The 16,059-nt window shown below is 64.2% G+C and carries 15 protein-coding genes; 7 read left to right on the forward strand and 8 right to left on the reverse strand.

Annotated features, from left to right (window positions below; all coding sequences use genetic code 11):
* The first annotated feature begins 125 nt into the window (after positions 1–125).
* The 3 genes from leuS to holA are packed head-to-tail and all read left to right on the forward strand — an operon-like array spanning position 126 to position 4,262.
* Positions 126–2,741, forward strand: a complete 2,616-nt coding sequence (gene leuS / locus ACFSX5_RS08480; protein WP_386832840.1) for a leucine--tRNA ligase — start codon at positions 126–128, stop codon at positions 2,739–2,741.
* The gene (lptE, locus tag ACFSX5_RS08485; protein WP_386832841.1) at positions 2,728–3,240 is read left to right on the forward strand and encodes an LPS assembly lipoprotein LptE; all 513 of its coding nucleotides are present in this window, start codon (positions 2,728–2,730) and stop codon (positions 3,238–3,240) included. Before leuS ends, lptE begins: the two co-directional genes overlap by 14 nt.
* Complete coding sequence (gene holA, locus ACFSX5_RS08490) at positions 3,240–4,262, forward strand: DNA polymerase III subunit delta (protein WP_386832842.1); 1,023 nt, start codon at positions 3,240–3,242, stop codon at positions 4,260–4,262. Before lptE ends, holA begins: the two co-directional genes overlap by 1 nt.
* On the opposite strand, the gene ACFSX5_RS08495 is transcribed toward holA, so the two are convergent.
* The 8 genes from ACFSX5_RS08495 to hemE all read right to left on the reverse strand — a co-directional run bounded on the left by ACFSX5_RS08495 (position 4,259) and on the right by hemE (position 12,782).
* Complete coding sequence (locus ACFSX5_RS08495; RefSeq protein WP_386832843.1) at positions 4,259–5,125, reverse strand: ParB/RepB/Spo0J family partition protein; 867 nt, start codon at positions 5,123–5,125, stop codon at positions 4,259–4,261. The genes holA and ACFSX5_RS08495 overlap by 4 nt on opposite strands.
* Before the next feature lie 10 nt (positions 5,126–5,135).
* On the reverse strand, positions 5,136–5,936 hold the full coding sequence (locus ACFSX5_RS08500) for a ParA family protein (protein WP_386832844.1): 801 nt from the start codon (positions 5,934–5,936) through the stop codon (positions 5,136–5,138).
* Between the two features lie 23 nt (positions 5,937–5,959).
* Positions 5,960–6,601, reverse strand: coding sequence for a 16S rRNA (guanine(527)-N(7))-methyltransferase RsmG (rsmG, locus tag ACFSX5_RS08505; RefSeq protein WP_386832845.1), 642 nt, complete (start codon positions 6,599–6,601; stop codon positions 5,960–5,962).
* Positions 6,601–8,463 carry a tRNA uridine-5-carboxymethylaminomethyl(34) synthesis enzyme MnmG gene (gene mnmG, locus ACFSX5_RS08510; RefSeq protein ID WP_386832847.1) on the reverse strand — a complete coding sequence of 621 codons (1,863 nt, stop codon included), beginning with the start codon at positions 8,461–8,463 and terminating at the stop codon, positions 6,601–6,603. Before mnmG ends, rsmG begins: the two co-directional genes overlap by 1 nt.
* Positions 8,464–8,543: 80 nt before the next feature.
* Complete coding sequence (gene mnmE / locus ACFSX5_RS08515; protein ID WP_386832849.1) at positions 8,544–9,833, reverse strand: tRNA uridine-5-carboxymethylaminomethyl(34) synthesis GTPase MnmE; 1,290 nt, start codon at positions 9,831–9,833, stop codon at positions 8,544–8,546.
* A gap of 4 nt (positions 9,834–9,837) precedes the next feature.
* The gene (gene rho / locus ACFSX5_RS08520; RefSeq protein WP_386832851.1) at positions 9,838–11,103 is read right to left on the reverse strand and encodes a transcription termination factor Rho; all 1,266 of its coding nucleotides are present in this window, start codon (positions 11,101–11,103) and stop codon (positions 9,838–9,840) included.
* A 202-nt stretch (positions 11,104–11,305) separates the two neighbouring features.
* Entirely contained in the window at positions 11,306–11,731 is a 426-nt protein-coding gene (hemJ, locus tag ACFSX5_RS08525; protein ID WP_386832853.1) for a protoporphyrinogen oxidase HemJ, read from the reverse strand.
* Between the two features lie 10 nt (positions 11,732–11,741).
* Positions 11,742–12,782, reverse strand: coding sequence for a uroporphyrinogen decarboxylase (gene hemE / locus ACFSX5_RS08530; protein WP_386832854.1), 1,041 nt, complete (start codon positions 12,780–12,782; stop codon positions 11,742–11,744).
* Between the two features lie 430 nt (positions 12,783–13,212).
* Between hemE and ACFSX5_RS08535 the strand changes: the two genes are divergently transcribed.
* Genes ACFSX5_RS08535 through dnaQ form a run of 4 tightly spaced genes read left to right on the forward strand, consistent with a single transcriptional unit; the run spans position 13,213 to position 15,944 of the window.
* Positions 13,213–13,806, forward strand: coding sequence for a Maf family protein (locus tag ACFSX5_RS08535; protein WP_386832855.1), 594 nt, complete (start codon positions 13,213–13,215; stop codon positions 13,804–13,806).
* On the forward strand, positions 13,803–14,630 hold the full coding sequence (locus ACFSX5_RS08540; RefSeq protein WP_386832857.1) for a shikimate dehydrogenase: 828 nt from the start codon (positions 13,803–13,805) through the stop codon (positions 14,628–14,630). The genes ACFSX5_RS08535 and ACFSX5_RS08540 overlap by 4 nt, the downstream gene beginning before the upstream one ends.
* Positions 14,630–15,220, forward strand: a complete 591-nt coding sequence (gene coaE, locus ACFSX5_RS08545; protein WP_386832859.1) for a dephospho-CoA kinase — start codon at positions 14,630–14,632, stop codon at positions 15,218–15,220. The genes ACFSX5_RS08540 and coaE overlap by 1 nt, the downstream gene beginning before the upstream one ends.
* Position 15,221: 1 nt before the next feature.
* Complete coding sequence (gene dnaQ / locus ACFSX5_RS08550) at positions 15,222–15,944, forward strand: DNA polymerase III subunit epsilon (protein WP_386832860.1); 723 nt, start codon at positions 15,222–15,224, stop codon at positions 15,942–15,944.
* Positions 15,945–16,059: the final 115 nt, after the last annotated feature.

Here is a 16,059-nt window from a genome sequence, read left to right on the forward strand (position 1 = left end):
GCGCCGCTGTTGACCTTGCTGGGGATTTCTGGTGATGGTCCGGTAGCCAAAATCCCCAATGAACGCAAGCTGCGCCAGCCTTCCGGCCGGCGCTCTGCGGCCCCTTCCCAAGGACGAGCGAACCAGTGAGCGGCGAACGCTACAATCCGCGTGAAACGGAACCCAAGTGGCAGAAGATCTGGGATGAACGCCAGAGCTTCGTCGCCCGCAATGACGATGCGCGTGAGCCCTACTATGTGCTCGAGATGTTCCCCTACCCGTCCGGCCGTATCCATATGGGCCATGTGCGGAACTACTCGATGGGTGACGTCGTGGCGCGCTATTACCGCGCCCGTGGCCGCAACGTGTTGCATCCGATGGGCTGGGATGCGTTCGGCCTGCCCGCCGAAAATGCCGCGATCGAACGCAACATTCATCCCGGCACCTGGACGCGGCAGAACATCGCCACCATGAAGGCGCAGCTCAAGTCCATGGGCCTTGCCATCGACTGGACGCGCGAAGTCGCCACCTGCGAGCCTGAATACTATCGCCACCAGCAGGCGCTGTTCATCGACATGCTGGAGGCGGGTCTGGTGACCCGCAAGCAGAGCAAGGTCAACTGGGACCCGGTCGACATGACCGTGCTCGCCAACGAGCAGGTGATCGACGGCAAGGGCTGGCGTTCTGGCGCCGTGGTCGAGCAGCGCGAGCTGACTCAGTGGTTCTTCAAGATCTCGGACATGGCCGAAGAGCTGCTGGAGGCCCTCGATGGTCTGGACGGATGGCCGGAGAAGGTGCGCACCATGCAGCGCAACTGGATCGGCAAGTCCGAAGGCTTGCGCCTGTTGTTCGAGCTGCTGCCTGGCAAGAGCGCGCGCAACAGCATCGAAGTCTTCACCACCCGGCCGGACACCATTTTCGGTGCCTCCTTCATCGCCCTCTCCCCGGATCACCCGCTGAGCGGCGAACTCGCGCAGGATGATCCGGCGCTGGCCGAGTTCATCGCCGAGTGCCGCCGCCATGGCACGGCGACCGAGACCATCGAGAAGGCTGAAAAGCTGGGCTACGCCACGGGTCTGGCGGTGAAGCACCCCGTTGTGGACGGGGCCACCCTGCCCGTCTATGTCGCCAATTTCGTGCTGATGGACTATGGCACCGGCGCCATCTTTGGCTGCCCGGCCCATGACCAGCGCGACCTCGACTTCGCCCGCAAATACGACCTGCCGGTGAAGCCCGTGGTGCTGCCGCCGGACGCCGATGCAGCCAGTTTCGAGGTGGGTACCGAGGCCTATACCGACGCCGGCACCATCTTCCACTCGGACTTCCTGGATGGGCTGAGCATCGAGGATGCCAAGAAGCGCATCGCCGAGTTCTTCGCCGCCCGCACTGTCGATGGTAAGCCGCAGGGCCGGGTGGAGGTCAACTACCGCCTGCGCGACTGGGGTGTGTCGCGCCAGCGCTATTGGGGTTGCCCGATCCCCGTCATCCACTGCGAAGTCTGCGGCACGCTGCCGGTGCCGAAGAAGGACCTGCCGGTGGTGCTGCCGGAGGATGTGACCTTCGACAAGCCCGGCAATGCGCTGGACCACCACCCGACCTGGAAGCATGTCGACTGCCCGCAATGCGGCCGCGCTGCCCGGCGCGAAACCGACACCATGGACACCTTCGTGGATTCGTCGTGGTATTTCGCGCGCTTCACTGCGCCAGACGCCGAGACACCCACGGTTCCGGCGGTGGCCGATCGTTGGCTGCCGGTCGACCAGTATATCGGGGGCGTCGAGCATGCGATTCTGCACCTGCTCTATTCGCGCTTCTTCACCCGGGCGATGAAGGCGACCGGCCATGTCGGGCTGGATGAGCCGTTCCGTGGGCTTTTCACCCAGGGCATGGTCACCCACGAGACCTACAAGGCCAAGACCGGCGAATGGGTACCGCCCTCCGACATCGTTATCGAATCGGATGGGGACGCCCGCTCGGCCCGCCATCTCAGGACCAATGAGCCGGTGACCATCGGCTCGGTCGAAAAGATGAGCAAATCCAAGAAGAACGTGGTCGATCCCGACGAGATCGTCTCCACCTACGGCGCCGACACGGCCCGCTGGTTCATGCTGTCGGACTCCCCGCCCGAACGCGACGTGCAGTGGACCGAAGCCGGCGTCGAAGGCGCCAGCCGTTTCCAGCAGCGAGTCTGGCGTTTGGTGAACGATACTGTGGCGTTGCGACAGCAATTCGTTACCGTTGAAGCGGGTTCTGCAGACGAAGAGGGAACCGCCATGCGCAAGGCGGCACATCGTGCCGTTGCGGGCGTGGCCCACGATATCGAAGGGCTGCGTTTCAACCGTGCCGTCGCTCAAATCTACGAACTGACCAACGCCTTGAGCCGCGGCATCGGTCTCGTAGCCGCTGCCCCCGCTACGCGCCTCGCGGCGCTGGAGGAGGGCGTGGAGCGCCTGGTGCAACTGATCGCGCCGATGATGCCGCATTTGGCCGAAAGCTGCTGGGAGCTCATGGGCAAGAGCGGTCTGGTCGCCGACGCTCCGTGGCCAGAGGTCGACCCTACCCTGCTGGTTGACGACGAAGTGGTGCTGCCGATCCAGATCAACGGCAAGCGCCGCGCCGAGATTACCGTGGCTAAGGGCCTGCCGTCGGCGGAGGTCGAAAAACTGGTCTTGTCGAATGAGGCCGTTCTTCGCACACTGGACGGGAAGTCGCCGAAGAAGATCGTCGTCGTACCGGACAGGATCGTGAATGTGGTGGTCTAGCGGGTTCCGCTCCCTTGCCTTTGCCACGGCGCTCGTCGCCGTGGCGGTGCCGCTTGCCGGCTGCAGCTTCTCTCCCGTTTATGGCGGCGCCGGAGCCTTGGCCGGCCAGCAAACGCTGGCACTGAACTACGCCGAGCCGAGCGGGCGGCTCGAGCAGATCATCTATCAGGAACTGCGCTTGCGTCTGGGCTCGTCGGAAGCACCCGATGCGCCGAAGGCGAGGGTTACGGTGGTCAGCGTCGCCACCGACCCCACCCTGGCCGAAACCAACACCATCCTGATGAACGATGCGCGGCGCGTCATGGTGACGGCTAACCTGACGATCACCCGCCCGGGCGAGGCCAGGCCGCTGACCATCACCCGCGTGGCAACGGCCGATTATGTCTCGACCAACCAGGTCCTGGCCGCCAATGCTGCTGCCGACGAGGCAGCGGAGCGCGCCGCCAAGGCGGTCGCCGAGTCGCTGCGCTTGGCACTGCTGGCCGATCTTAGCCGCTGATGACTGCCCTCAAGGCGCACGAGGTTGCGCGCTTTCTCACCCGTCCGGATCTTCAGGCCGGCATCTTCCTCGCCTATGGACCGGATGGCGGTCTGGTGCGGGAAACCGCGCAACGCCTGATCCGTCAGCTGGGCGGCGACGATCCGGAGGGCGTGAGCCTCGTCACCCTGGACGCAAGCGAGATCGACGCCGATCCCTCGCTGCTCGCCGTGGAAGCCAAGACAGTTTCACTGTTCGGCGGCAAGCGCATCGTGCGGGTGCGAGGTGGCGGCAAATCGCTGGTGATGCCGCTGACCGAACTTCGGGACGATCCCGGCGACACCGCCATCATCGTCGAAGCTGGCAATCTGCCGCCGCGCGATCCGTTGCGCGCGCTTGTGGAGACCGCGAAGCTGGGCCGCGCCCTGCCCTGCTTCGCCGACAGCGACGAGATGCTGACCAACCTGATCCTCGAGACCTTCAACAAGGAAGGTATCCGCATCGACCCCGACGTCATCCCCACGCTGCGCGAGAACCTCGGAAACGACCGTGAGGTCACCCGCCGCGAGCTGGACAAGTTGACGCTCTACGCCGCGACAACCAAGACGCTCAGTCGGGACGAGGTGCTGCTGCTCTGCGCCGACAATGGTGCGCTGGTGATCGACGCCATCCTCGACGCCGCCGGAAGCGGTCATGCCGAGAAGCTGGAGCTGGCCGTCAACCGGGCGCTCAGTGCGAATGTGGACCCACAGCGGCTGCTCGCCATGGCAACAATCCATTTCGCCAATCTGCGGCGCTGGCGCACAGAAGTGGATGGAGGAAAAACCCCTCGCGCCGTCATCGAGGGGTTAAAGCCCCGGCCCCATTTCTCGCGAGCCGGTACGCTCGAGCAGCAGTTGCGGCAATGGTCCGACCGAGGCCTGGCGGCCGCCACGGAACGAATTCTGTCCGCGACGGCGGAAAGCCGCCGACGCCCTGCCCTGGCCGAGGCAACGCTGCGGCGAGCCCTGCTGGCCGTTGCAACGATGGCCGCGAGCGGCTAGCTGCCGGCCAGCTTCAGGCACAGCCCGTCGAGCTGCTCCAGCGTGCGGTAGCGGATTTCCAGCCGTCCACCACGTTCGCCGTGTGACAGCGACACGGACAGCCCTAACGCATCCGAGAGCCGCCGCTCCAGGGCTACCGTGTCAGCATCCCGCACGGCTTCAGAAGGCTTGCGCCGCTGCGCTGCGGGTTCACGTTGCTGGCTGAGGGCCTCAGCCTCGCGCACGGAGAGACCCTGGTCAACGATCTGACGCGCCAAGGTGGCCGGGTCTTCGGCGGTGATCAGCGTGCGGGCATGGCCAGCGGTGAGCTGACCGCTCGACACCATGCCACGGACATCTTCGGGCAAGCGCAGAAGGCGCAGGGTGTTGGCGACATGGGACCGGCTCTTGCCGATCACCTGCGCCAGATCCTGTTGGGTGTACTCGAACTGCTCGATCAGCTGGTTGTAGCCCATGGCCTCTTCCAGCGGGTTGAGATCGGCGCGCTGCACGTTTTCGATGATGGCGAGTTCGAGCGCTTCCTTGTCGCCCACCTCCCGCACGATCACCGGGACATCATGCAGCCCCGCCTTCTGCGCGGCGCGCCAACGCCGCTCACCGGCGATGATCTCGAAGACGTTCGGGTCTTCGCTTGGCCGCACCAGCAGCGGCTGCATCACGCCTTTTTCGCGAATGGAGTTCGTCAGCTCCTCAAGCTGATCATTATCGAAAGTGCGGCGCGGATTGGCGCGGTTGGCGATGATCAGTTCCACCGGCAGGCGCTTGACGCCGCTCGATTCGGTGACGCGCACACCTTCCACGCTGGCCATGTCGCCGATCAGGGCGGCGAGGCCGCGGCCGAGGCGATTGGGTCTATCGGTCATGGCGGAACTCCTAGGCAGCCGCGAGCTGGCGCTCGCGACGGATGACTTCGGTGGCAAGCCGCAGATAGGCCTGGCTGCCGGCACATTTGAGATCGTAGAGCAGCGCCGGCTTACCGTAAGACGGCGCCTCGCTCAGCCGGACGTTGCGGGGAATGACGGTGTCGTAGACGAGTTCGCCCATTTCGCTGCGCACGTCCTGCAGCACCTGCTCGCTGAGATTGTTGCGCTTGTCGAACATGGTCATCACCACGCCCTGAATGGAAAGGCGCGGGTTAAGAGTGGAGCGGATCTGCTCAATGGTCTGCAGCAACTGGCTGAGGCCTTCCAGGGCGAAGAATTCGCACTGCAGCGGCACCAGCACGGCGTCGGCCGCGACCAGGGAATTTACCGTGAGCAGATTCAGCGAGGGCGGGCAATCGATAAGGATATAGCTGACCGGCCGGTCGGCAATGGTGAGATCGCCAAGTTGCTTGAACGCATTGCGTAGCTTGAAGGCGCGGTCGGCCTGTCCGGCAATGGTCAGCTCGACGCCGAGCAGGTCCATGGTTGACGGTACGATGGCGACGTTCGGTACCGTGGTCATGACCGCTGCCTGCGCCACGGTGGCTTCGCCGACGAGCAGGTCGTACGAGGAGACTTCGCGATCCGAACGAGAAATCCCCAAGCCAGTGGAGGCGTTGCCCTGCGGATCGAGGTCGACGATCAGGACGCGCTCGCCGATGGCGGCGAGAGCCGTCGCGAGATTGATCGCCGTCGTGGTCTTGCCCACGCCGCCCTTTTGATTGGCCAAGGTAAGAATTCTAGGCGCCAAGGCCGGCCTCCACGAATCTGCCGTTACGCTGTTGGCCGCTCCCGCAGATTGCTGATCTCCAGCACGACTCCCGCAGGATCGGTATCGCTTCGATGTTCTACCACATCGAAATCCCACTGCGCACGCGCCTCACGAACTTCTTCACCATGTTCCTTGCCCTTGTGCAGCAGCGCGCGGGTTTTGGAGCCGAAGAACGGCGCCATCCAGCTGCAGAGCTGCGGCAGGGAAGCCAACGCCCGGGATGTGATGACGTCCGGTGTTTCACGTGAATCAAGTTGCTCGATGCGGCTACCGTGGACCGTCACGGAAAGATCAAGTTCTCGAGCAACCGTGCGGAGAAAGCTGACCTTACGGGCCGTCGGCTCAACCAGGTGAAAGTGCCGGCCGTCGCCCTTGCAGGCGATTGCCAGGGGCAGGGCGGGGAAGCCGCCGCCACTGCCAAGATCCCGGAAGATCTTGTCAGTACTGTGTAGAAGCGGGAGCAGTTGCAGACTATCCGCGAAATGCCGCTCCCAGAGGGCGCTAAGAGTTTCACGTGAAACAAGGTTCTGAACCGATTGCCAGCGGTTCAGCAGCTCGGCATACGCCTGAAGGTCCGCCTCGATGAACGAAGCTGAACGAAACATGAACGGCAGATAGCGCTCGATGGACGGCAGATTGCTCATCACCCGGCCCGGCGCAACTCACCCCGACGAATCACTGCAAGCAGAAGCGTAATGGCGGCAGGGGTCATCCCGTCGATTGCCTGAGCTTGCGCGATTGTGGTCGGGCGGTGCTGCTGCAGCTTCTGCCGGAGCTCTGATGAGAGGCCGGCAATGGCGGTGAAGTCCAAGTCGGACGGGATGGCCCGCTGTTCGTTCTGGCGTACCGCTTCGATGTCGTTGCGCTGCCGGTCGAGGTAGACCGCGTACTGCGCGTCGACAGCGACCTGTTCCATGATGGACGCGGTCACGTCGTTCAGTTCGGGCCAAAGGCGCTGCACCACTGTCGTGTCGATGTCAGGATAGGACAGCAGCTCGAAGGCGGTTCGAACCTTGCCGTCGGCATTCACCGGCACGCCGGCCTTGCGAGCGGCGCTGGGAGTAATGGTCAGCCGACTAAGCAGGGACCTGGCCCGGCCGAGTTCGCTGGCCTTGCGAGCGTAGATCTCCTGGCGCTCTTCGCCAACGAGGCCGAGCTTTGTCCCGAGTTCCGTCAGCCGCTGATCGGCGTTGTCGGCGCGCAGATGCAGGCGGAACTCGGCGCGCGAGGTGAACATGCGGTAGGGCTCGGAGACGCCACGGGTGACGAGATCGTCAACCATGACGCCGAGATAGCTGTCGGTGCGGGACAGCACGAGCGATTCACGTCCCGCGGCAGCCAGGGCCGCATTGGCGCCGGCGAGCACACCTTGGGCAGCGGCTTCCTCGTAGCCGGTGGTGCCATTGATCTGCCCGGCGAGATAAAGGCCGGGCTGCCGGCGAACTTCCAAGGTGGAGTGTAGCTCGCGCGGATCGACATAGTCGTATTCGATGGCGTAACCCGGACGGATGATCCGGACATTCTCCAACCCCAGCATCGAGCGCAGGAACGCTTCCTGGACCTCGGCGGGGAGGGACGTGGACAAACCGTTGGGATACACGGTGCTGTCATCGAGCCCTTCCGGCTCAAGGAAGATCTGGTGGCTTTCGCGATCGGCAAAACGGACGATCTTGTCCTCAATCGACGGACAGTAGCGCGGGCCGCGGCTCTGGATGCGCCCCGAATACATGGCCGAGCGGTGGAGATTGTCGGCGATGATCCGGTGTGTTTCGGCCGTGGTGTGGGTGATGTGGCAACTGATCTGCGGCGTGGTGATCGCCTCGGTCAGGCTGGAGAATGGCTCCGGGACGTCGTCGCCGGGCTGTTCTTCCAGTTGTGCGTAGTCAATGCTGGTGCCGTCGAGCCGGGCCGGGGTGCCGGTCTTCAGGCGGCCAAGCCGCAGGCCCATGGTTTCGAGGCGGGTGGAGAGGCCAAGCACCGGCTTCTCGCCGACGCGACCGGCCGGCACGGTTTCTTCGCCGCGATGAATCAAGCCACGGAGGAAAGTGCCGGTGGTGAGAACCACGGCAGAGGTGGAGAAGCGACGGCCGTCCAGCAGCACGGTGCCGCTGACGCGACCATCAACGACCTCTATGTCGTCAACCTGCCCCTCGATGACGGTAAGGTTCGGCTGGTCGGTGATGGCTGCCTGCATCGCCTGCTTGTAGAGCTTGCGGTCGGCCTGCGCACGTGGGCCGCGAACTGCCGGTCCCTTGCGGCGGTTCAGCACCCGAAACTGAATGCCGGCCTGGTCGGCCACGCGACCCATCAGGCCGTCCAGCGCATCGATCTCGCGCACCAGGTGGCCCTTGCCCAGACCACCAATGGCCGGGTTGCAGCTCATCTCGCCGATAGTGTCGAATCGGTGGGTGATCAGAGCGGTGCGGGCGCCCAGGCGCGCCGAAGCGGCCGCGGCTTCGCAGCCCGCGTGCCCGCCTCCTACAACAATGACGTCGAAATCTGTCATGACCATCTCCGATGATCCGCTCTAGGGCAGTGTTTCACGTGAATCAATCCACGCCTGTTCACAGCCGTGTTTCACGTGAATCACTTGCCGATGCAGAAGCGTGAGAACAGTTGGTCGAGCACACGCTCGGGGTCGAGGCGACCCAGCAGCCGCTCGAGAGCGTGCGACGCTCGCCGCAGCGATTCTGCCGCGAGCTCGGGTTGTGCCACCACGCGCTCGGCCTCGCGGACCGCCTCCACTGCAGCAAGCAGGGCCTGCCGGTCGCGTTCGCGGCTGACCAACACCGGTTCACCCCGCACCATGTCGGCGCCAAACTCTTCGATGGCGTTGAGCAGAATGTCGACACCGCTGCCGGTTTGCGTGGACAGAGCCAGCTTGACCTGAGTTGCTTGCCCAAGGTCCGACTTGGTGCCGATCCGCCAGAGCGGGGCAGGGGTGGACGGCGCGGGATACTCGGGTAGATCAGGTGCCACCAGCCATAGGACCAGATCTGCTCCGGCGATCGCAGCTTCGGCCCGTCGTACGCCCTCAGCCTCGGCCTTGCTGTCCGTCTCCCGCAAACCCGCAAGGTCGAGCAGAATGAACAATTGACCCCCAAGGTCGAGCGGAACCTCTCGGACGTCGCGCGTGGTGCCGGCTTCGTCGGTGACGATGGCCACGTCGGAGCGGGAGAGGGCGTTGATCAGGCTGGACTTGCCGGCGTTGGGTGGTCCGGCAAGCGCAACCCTTACGCCTTCACGACGCAGGCGACCGCGATCGAAGCCAGTGAGTGCTGCCTCGAAGTCCTGGCGTAGCGCGACCAACGAAGCGGAAAAACTCTCGGGGAGTTCGTCCACATCGCCTTCATCGGAAAAGTCGAGACGAGCCTCGAGTTCCGCGCGGAGATCCAGCAATTGCTCGCGCCAAGAGTCGAGCTGGCGCGTAAGCCCACCTTCCAGCCGGTCGAGCGCTTGCTGCCGCTGGTTCTCGGTTTCGGCCTCGAGCAGATCACCCAGCCCTTCGATGGTGACGAGGTCGAGCTTGCCGTTCTCGAAGGCGCGGCGGGTGAACTCGCCGGCCTCGGCGAGACGCACGCCGTGCTGCACCAGGAGCTTGAGGATCGCACGAACACCGGCAGGCGAGCCATGGACCTGTAGTTCGGCGCAGTGCTCGCCGGTAAAGCTGTGCGGGGCAGGGAAGTAGGCTACGAGCCCACGGTCGAGCCAGGTATCGGCGCCGATCTGGCGCAGCGCCAGCTTGCGAGGCTCGGGTACGCCACCGGCAAGGCGTTCGAGCAGGTCCGGCACCTGGGGGCCGGAGAGGCGGATGACGGCAACACCGGCGGGCAGCGCGCCCGAGGACAGCGCCGCAATGGTGTCGCCGTCACGCATGAGGTCAGGTGTTCATCGAGTCGAAGAAGTCGGAGTTCGTCTTGGTCTGACGGACCTTGTCCATCAGGAACTCCATGGCATCGATCGTCCCCATCGGATTGAGAATGCGGCGCAGGACGTACATCTTCTTGAGGATGTCCGGCTCGACTAGCAGCTCTTCCTTGCGGGTGCCCGACTTGGTGATGTCGATGGCCGGGAAGACGCGCTTGTCGGCGACCTTGCGATCGAGAATGATTTCGGAGTTACCGGTGCCCTTGAACTCTTCGAAGATCACTTCGTCCATGCGCGAGCCGGTATCGATCAGCGCCGTGGAAATGATGGTCAGCGAGCCGCCGTCCTCGATGTTACGGGCGGCACCGAAGAAGCGCTTGGGGCGCTGCAGGGCGTTGGCGTCAACGCCACCGGTCAGCACCTTGCCGGAGCTCGGAACGACGGTGTTGTAGGCGCGGCCGAGGCGGGTGATCGAATCGAGAAGGATCACCACGTCCCGCTTGTGCTCGACCAGGCGTTTGGCCTTTTCGATCACCATCTCGGTGACCTGCACGTGGCGGGAGGCGGGCTCGTCGAAAGTCGAGGAGATGACCTCGCCCTTCACCGAGCGCTGCATGTCGGTGACTTCCTCGGGGCGCTCGTCGATGAGCAGCACGATGAGGTAGCACTCGGGGTGGTTGGTGGCGATCGACTGTGCAATATTCTGCAACAGAACGGTCTTACCGGTGCGCGGCGGCGCAACAATCAGGGCACGCTGCCCTTTGCCGAGCGGTGCCACCAGATCAAGGATGCGGGCAGAGCGATCCTTGAGGGTCGGGTCCGGCAGTTCCATCCGCAGGCGCTCTTCGGGATAGAGCGGGGTGAGGTTGTCGAAGTTGACCTTGTGGCGGACGGCCTCGGGATCTTCGAAATTGATGGTGTTGACCTTGAGCAGCGCAAAATAGCGCTCGCCTTCCTTGGGCGACCGGATCTGGCCTTCCACGGTGTCGCCGGTCCTGAGGCCGAAGCGGCGGATCTGCGACGGGCTGACATAGATGTCGTCGGGGCCCGGCAGGTAGTTGGCATCCGGCGAACGAAGGAAACCGAAACCGTCGGGCAGAACCTCGACCACGCCCTCGCCAGTGATGTCGACCTCATGCTCCGCCAACTGCTTGAGGATGGCGAACATCAGCTCCTGCTTGCGCATAGTCGAGGCGTTCTCGACCTCGTATTCTTCGGCGAACACAAGCAATTCGGCCGGTGACTTGGCCTTGAGCTCACTGAGCTTCACATTCTGCATAGAGCGGTTTGACCCTTTGGCGGGAAACGGGATCGGCGAAGGACGCAGATACTTGGGGAGGGGGTAGGCATCGCGGGCACGACCGGGGAGGTCAGCCAGAAAAGACGTCGGATGCGTTGGCGGGTGATGTAGCGTGATCCTCGGCAAGTTTCAAGGTGGACCCGCCAAGGAAAACGATTCAAGTGAAACCGGTTGTTGCCGGTCAGAACGGCCGGGCGATCACCGCGATGACGATGATGACCATTAAAACAGTGGGCACCTCGTTGATGATGCGGAAGAAGCGCTGCGGCTTGGTGTTCCGATCCTCGCGAAAGGCGCGCAGATAGCTGCCCAGCATCCCGTGAATGCCGCTGAGCGCGATCACTGCCACAGCCTTGACCCAAGGCCAGCCCTGGCTCCAGTCGACCACCCCATGGGCGACCATGGCGAGGCCGAAGAACCAGGTGGCAATCATCGCCGGCGTGATGATGCCGCGATAGAGTCGGCGTTCCATGACCTTGAAGGTCTCGGACTTGTCCGAACCGATCTCGGCCACCGAATGGTAAACGAACAGGCGCGGCAGATAGAGCATGCCCGCCATCCAGGCGATGACGGAAATGACGTGAAGGGCCTTGATCCACTCGAGCATGAGCGCGTTCCTAGCGTCCCTTCACCCGGGCGACAAGCCGCTCCACATGGGCGATCGGGGTCTCCGGCACGATGCCGTGGCCAAGATTGAAGATGTGCGGACGGTTCGAGAAGCCGGCAATGATTTCGTCGACACGCCGGTCGAGCTGCTCGCCGCCCGCGACAAGGCGCAGCGGATCAAGGTTGCCCTGAACCGGCAACGCGGACGGCAGCGCCGAACCGGCCCAGCCCAGCGGCGTGGCATAGTCGAGGCCGAGGGCGTTGACCCCGGTCGCCGCGGCATAGGCCGGCAGGTTTCCGGCCGCCCCGCGGGGAAAGCCGATGAACGGCGCATCCGGTATCACGCGCCGCACGCCCTCAACGATGCGACGATTGGGTTCGATCACCCAGTTGGCGAAGGCCACCTCGTCGAGATTGAGGGCCCAGCTCTCGAACAGTTGCACCACGTCGGCACCGGCATTGAACTGGGCGACGAGGTAGCTGATCGAAGTGTCGACGAGAATGTCGATGAGCCGGGCGAAGTCCTCCGGGTGGCGGAGGGCATAAAGTCGCGCTGCTGCCTGATCGGGCGAACCGCGGCCGCCGATCATGTAGGTCGCGACCGTCCAGGGAGAGCCACAGAAGCCGATCAGGGTCTTGTCGGCGTCGATGGTGCCACGGAGGCGCGATACCGTCTCCAGCACCGGCGCCAACCGTTCCAAAGCCTGTTCCGGGCGAAGCACACCGAGCCCGGTTTCGGTTACCGGTTCAAGGAGCGGGCCTTCACCGGTTGCGAAACGCACCGACTGGCCGAGCGCGTCGGGCACGACAAGAATATCGGAGAACAGGATCGCTGCATCGAGATCGAAGCGCCGCAACGGCTGCAGGGTGACTTCCACCGCCAGATCCGGCGTATAGCAGAGGTCGAGGAAGTTACCGGCCTTGGTGCGGGTTTCGCGATATTCGGGTAGGTAGCGACCAGCCTGGCGCATGATCCAGATCGGCGGGCGCTCCTGGCGCTGTCCGAGCACCGTGTTGAGCAGCGCCCGCTCCGGGCGAGATGTGTCGGTCATGGCGCCCTTCCAAACCCAAAAGAATCTTTCTGTTCTTTTATCTTCATCATCATGGGGGTGTTTTGCTGGAATTCGCGGCCGTTCACAATCGGCAGCATGGCGGCACAAGGGCGCAGGCAGTTCAGCGCAGGTCCAGAGTGTGAATCTTGCCAGCGCCCTCCTAGCGCCTATCCGGAATGGTTAACGAAGCGTTAACCCGGCGACTCCGGAGTCAACGATTCGAATCCGGCTGTTGAGAAGCTGTCGGCAACGGCCTCTCGCCATGCGGAGCTTTCCCCAGACTTCTCCAAAGCCCCGGGCGAGCGGGTGCGGAAACGGGCTGTTAATGGTTCGTAAACCAAGTCGAACAACTTCGGCTCAGCCCAAAACTCATGAGTCGAGATCACAGTTCCCGGTTGAGGCGGGGAGAACTGTGTGGAAAAGATCGGCCATGCTGATCCTTGCGTCCAAGAGCCAGACCCGAAAAACCCTGCTGGAACAAGCCGGTCTTGCCGTGAAGACCGTGCCAGCCAGCCTGGACGAGCGAGCACAGGAACAGGCGACGATCGCCGCTGGCGGAGACGGGCGCGACGTTGCTCGACGTCTTGCCGAGAGCAAGGCGATGGCAGTGTCCGCAAGCCATCCGGGGCGGATGGTGCTCGGTGCCGACCAGACCCTGAGCCTCGGCACGGAACTCTTCCACAAGCCCGAGACGATGCAAGAGGCAGCGGCGCAGCTCGACCGGTTGCGCGGCAAGACGCACCGCCTGCATGCCGCTGCCGCATTGATACGCGATGGCGTGGTGCTCTGGTCCGGGCTGCAGACGGCAGAATTGACCATGCACGAGTTCTCGACCGAGGAACGCGACCGGGTTCTCCAGCTCGAAGGCGAGGCGGTGCTGGGGTCGGTCGGCGCCTATCGGCTGGAGGGGCCTTCCGCCCGGCTGTTCGAGAGCGTCAATGGCGACTATTTCGCCATCCTCGGGCTGCCGCTGCTGCCGGTGCTCTCCGCCCTCAGGACCCTTGCGCCGGAACTTCTGCAGTGACCATCAAAGCCTTCGTCATCGGCCATCCCATTGCCCACTCCCGCTCGCCCCTGATCCACGGCACCTGGCTGGCCGAGCACGGCATCGACGGCAGCTATGAAGCCATCGACGTGTCGCCCGAAGCGCTGCCGGGTTTTTTCGAGCGCTTGCGTTCGGGTGAGTTTGCCGGCGGCAATGTCACCATCCCGCACAAGGAAGCGGTGTTCGAGCTGTGCGACACTGTCGATCCGCTGGCGGAACAGATCGGGGCAGTGAACACCCTGGTCGCCCGCAACGGGAAGGTACACGGCACCAACACCGACTATCTCGGCTTTCTCGGCAATCTCGATGCCGGGTCACCCGGCTGGTCCGACAGCTTGGACCGGGCGCTGGTGCTGGGGGCGGGTGGCGCCGCGCGGGCGGTGATCGTGGCGCTGCAGAGCCGGGGCATTCCCATCCTGCTGCTCAACCGCACCCGCGCCACGGCCGACAAGCTGGCAGCCGAATTCGAGGGCGATATCACTGTGGCTACGCTCGATGCGCTCGCCGATGCCGCGCCGCATGCGGGGCTGGTGGTCAACACCACGTCGGTCGGCATGCACGGGACGCGCTTCGAGGGGTTCGACGCCACCGCGTTGCGGCCCGACACGCTGGTGACCGACATCGTCTATTCGCCGCTGGTCACGCCGCTGCTCGCCGATGCGCGGGCGCAGGGGCTCAGGACCGTCGATGGTTTGGGCATGCTGCTGCACCAGGCGGTGCCGGGCTTCGAGGCGTGGTTCGGGGTGCGGCCGAACGTGACGCCGGACCTGCGCGCTCGTATCGAAGCAACACTGGAGGGGTGATGTTCCGGCTCGGGCTGACTGGTTCCATCGCTACCGGCAAGTCGACGGTGTTGGAGGCGTTCAAGGATCTTGGCGTGCCGGTCTATTCGGCCGATGCGGCGGTCGCCGAGCTTTATGCGGGCGAAGCCGTACAGGCGGTGGAGACGCTGTTTCCCGGTGTTGCCGTGGATGGCGTGATCGATCGGCAGAAGTTGGCCGATAGGTTGCGGGCCAACCCCTCCGGATTTGAGAAACTCGAGGCGGTGGTTCATCCGCTGGTGCGCGGCCGAATCGGCGATTTTCTCGCCAGTGCCGAGGAGGCGGGATATGCCCTGGCGGTGGTGGAAGTGCCGCTGCTCTATGAAAGCGGCTACGACTACGGGTTCGACGCGGTCGCGGTGACCCATGTCGAGGAGGCCGAGCAGCGCCGCCGGGCCCTGGCGCGGCCGGGAATGAGCGGGGATAAGCTCGACACCATGCTTGCCCGGCAGATGCCGCAGGCCGAAAAGAAGGGGCGCGCCGACTACCTCATAGACACCGGCACGTCGATCGCCGAGACTCGTGCCGCTGTGGCAGCGCTGGTCGATTCGATCCGTACCGGCAAGGACTGAGATGAACCGCGAGATCGTGCTTGATACCGAAACCACCGGCCTTGCCCCCGAGGGCGGGGATCGACTGGTGGAAATCGGCTGCGTCGAGCTGATCAACCACATCCCGACCGGCCGCCACTATCACGTCTACATCAATCCGCGCCGCTCCATGCCCGAGGAAGCCTTCCGGGTGCACGGGCTGAGTGACGAATTCCTGGCCGACAAGCCGGTGTTCGAGGCGGTGGCAGACGAGTTCCTCGACTTCATCGGCGACGCCCAGCTCGTCATCCACAATGCCAGCTTCGACATCGGCTTTCTCAATTACGAGCTGAAGCAGTCGGGCCGGCGGCCGCTCGGCAATCCCGTGGTCGATACGGTGATGCTGGCGCGCGACAAGCACCCCGGCGCCCGCGTCAGCCTCGATGCGCTGTGCAAGCACTACGGCATCGACAATTCCCGCCGCACGCTGCATGGCGCTTTGCTCGACAGCGAGATCCTGGCCGAAGTCTATCTCGAGCTGATCGGCGGCAAGCAGGTGTCGCTGGCGCTGACCGCCGAGATCGAGGTTTCTGCCGCCGCCGCCATGGCAACGCGGGTGCCGGCCCGGCCGCGGCCGACGCCTTTGCCGCCGCGCGTGAGCGAGGCCGAACTGGCCGCACACATGACCATGGTGGAATCCCTCGGAGCGGACTCGATCTGGTCCCGCTATGCCGAACCGGCCGAAGCCGTGGTCGCAGCGGAATAGTTTCGGACACCCGGAGGTTTCGCAGACCTCATGGTGAGCCTGTCGAACCACGAGGTCGGTAACACCGGGCCGCGACCTCGCCCTTCGACAAGCTCAGGGTGAGGTCTATGAGAAC

Origin of the sequence: Devosia albogilva (genome assembly GCF_042685625.1) — a bacterium.
Lineage (GTDB): Bacteria > Pseudomonadota > Alphaproteobacteria > Rhizobiales > Devosiaceae > Devosia > Devosia albogilva.